This window comes from Marinobacter sp., from assembly GCF_014859525.1.
GTDB lineage: Bacteria > Pseudomonadota > Gammaproteobacteria > Pseudomonadales > Oleiphilaceae > Marinobacter.
Genome location: NZ_JACUUB010000154.1, coordinates 1 through 2792, shown reverse-complemented (window position 1 = coordinate 2792; position 2792 = coordinate 1). Strand labels below are relative to the sequence as shown.

2 protein-coding genes are annotated in these 2792 nt (G+C 60.4%); both read right to left on the bottom strand.

The annotated features are described in order from the left end of the window. The coding region (gene tssI, locus IBX51_RS14920) for a type VI secretion system tip protein TssI/VgrG (protein WP_291832117.1) at positions 1–1195 on the bottom strand (1195 nt) is incomplete at its 3' end. A 159-nt stretch (positions 1196–1354) separates the two neighbouring features. After that, positions 1355–2792 (bottom strand): sugar phosphorylase (locus IBX51_RS14915; RefSeq protein WP_291832116.1); only part of this gene is annotated, 1438 nt, incomplete at its 5' end.

Genomic DNA, 2792 nt, shown 5'->3' with positions numbered 1-2792 from the left:
CCCAGGGGAATCTTACTTTGACTCTTCCGTACTGGTCGCAGTGGATCTCTTCACCGTCCGGGCCGGTGACGATGGCCATCTGGGGGCCGTCCATCATGGGTTTGTGTTCACACACTGGCCGCCAGGTTTTATCGGCCGGGATGGCGGTGAAGTCGTTGTGGTAGCTGGTGGGTTCGCTGCCACCCTCTTCTTCCATGGCCTGAGGCTGTTTGCCGGTGTGGGTGATGGCGGTCAGCAGCCATTCCCGGTTCAGGCTCTGGCTGTCGTGTTTCTGCAGTTCGACTTTGGCACCCACGGTGAAGTCGGGGCGATTGCTTTCGCCCTTGGCGAGGCTGGCGTCGTTTCTGAGCGCGTCCAGTCTGGCCTGGGTGAACGGCTGGCCACTGGCGTCGGCCTTGTAGCGGCCGGGGTAGTCGTAGTGCTGGTAGTCTTCACGGTGACTGATGTCGCCCGCGCTGTGTTCGTGCATCAAGGCGTAGGCGGGGTTTTTGAAGGTGTAGTCCTTCATGGCGACCGAGGCGGCTTTGATGCGTTCCTCGTAGGCGAAGCGGAACACGCAGGCCTGTTTGGTACTGCCGCCGGCCTGGGTGTTGCAGGGGACCGGGTCCAGTTTGGGGGCGTCGCCGTGGTGGTCAGCGATGATCAGGACCGGCTGTTCGTTGCCATCCACGCTGCCGTGCTGGTAGCGGTAGTGCCAGCCTTCTTCGGCGGCCAGGCGTTCAATGAACTGCAGGTCGCTTTCCCGATGCTGGACGCAGTATTCCCGCTCTTCGGGTGGGCGCTTGAAGTCAAAGACCGTATCAATGATGCCCCGTTCTTCGAGCAGGGTGCGCACGATGGCGTCGGTACTCTGGGTCTGGAAGATGCGGCTGTTGTGCATCAGGCCCAGGCGCCAGGCCGGGGGCTGGATGACCACTTCATAGGCGGTGCGGCGGTGGCCGGTGTTGCCGCGGACGAATTCGTTCACCACGCCGGTGAAGCGTCGCACCGGCTGGCCGTCTTGCCAGACCACCAGGTCCACTGGCTGCTCCAGAATATCCGCCGCCTGCACGTCCGGGTCGGTACTGGCCAGATGCAAACGGCCCTGAAACAGCTGGGAGAGGCTTTCGGTCAACGCGAAGCCGACAACAACGAAGTGATCTGAGGGGAATTCGCCTACACGGGCGGTGAACTGCAATCCGCTTGCCTGGGGCATGACTTCGGTCCCTGAAGATTGGTGGTATATGGCTGACTCATCCTGAGCGGAGCCGATTATAACCACCCATCTCCAGATTACAAACCAACCACTCCACATTTTCGGGTCAGACCCGCGGACATTTCGCCCCACCAAATGTCCGCGGGTCTGACCCCGATTTTAGTTAGAGAGCCAGACGCTTTGGTAGGGTTTGAGGGTGAGCACACCGGCCAGGTTGTCGATGGCCAGGCCAGAGATCAGGTCGGTCCAGCGGTCGGTGCCGATGAGGTTGATGTCGGTGAGGGCCACTTGCTGCACTTCGTCGCTGATGTTGTGGATGCAGAAGATGGATTGCTCCCGGCGCGTGCTCTGGCGCCAGAAGCCGAACAGTTGCAGGCCCAGGTGCAGGGTGAACTGGGTGGCATTGGGGTGGAACGCGGGTTGGGCGCGGCGGATGGCGATCAGGCGTTTGAGTTCAGTGAAAGCTTTGCTGTGGTGGCTGAGCGGGTCCGCCAGGGTTGTCTCCAGCGCATCCAGCTGCCACTGGCCACGATTGATGGAGCGGAAGCGGCCGGTGTGCTCTACACGGGCGTGGTCGTTTTCGGTGGCCAGCAGGCTGTGAATGTAGAACGCGGGAATGCCTTCCAGTGCCAGCATGATGGTGTGGGCGCACAGGAATCTCTGTAACTGCCAGTGGTCTGCGCCAGCCTCGGCGGTGCCTTTGAGGGCATCCCACAGAGCGATGTTCATTTCATAGGGCTGGTCCCGGCCATCGGCGGTGCGCCGGTACGATACTTTACCGCCGAAAGATTCCATGGTGTTGATCAGCCGCTGTTTCTCCTCCTCGTCTAACAGGCTGTCAGTAGGTCGCAGACCAACGCCATCGTGGGAGGCGATGAAGTTCAAATAGGTGGTGCCCATCTGTGCTGGCGGCATGCTCATCAGCCAGGTTTTCAGGTGGCGGCAGTTGCCGGTGACCAGGGTATTGATCAGCAAGGGCGGCAGCGAGAAGTTGTAGATAGCGTGGGCTTCGTTGGCGTTGCCGAAGTAAGTCAGGTTCTCCCGGTTGGGCACGTTGGTTTCGGTGATCACCACGGCATGCGGCGTGTGATGCTCAATCAGCAGGCGCAGAATCTTGATCAGCTCGTGGGTCTGCTGCAGGTGGATACAGGGCGTACCCGGTTCTTTCCACAGAAACGCCACCGCATCCAGCCGGAAGATCGTTACTCCGCGCGCCAGGTAATAATGAATGATGCGGGCAAACTCGATCAGCACTTCCGGGTTGGCGAAGTTCAGGTCTACCTGGTCTTCACTGAACGTGCACCACACGTGGCGCTCGCCATCGTCGGTCTGCACCGGGGTCAGCAAGGGTGAGGTCCGGGGCCGCACCACCAGACTCAGATCGTCTTTGGGGTTGCCCTCAAAAAAGTAGTCCTTCCCCGGCCCCACCCGCTTGCGAAAGTTCTCAAACCAGCGGCTACGGGCCGACATGTGGTTGATCACCAGGTCCGCCATCAGCTTGTAGTCCCCGGCGATGGCTTCAATATCTTCCCAGCCACCGTGAGACTCATTTACCGCCAGGTAATCCATCACCGAAAAGCCGTCGTCCGAGCTGTAA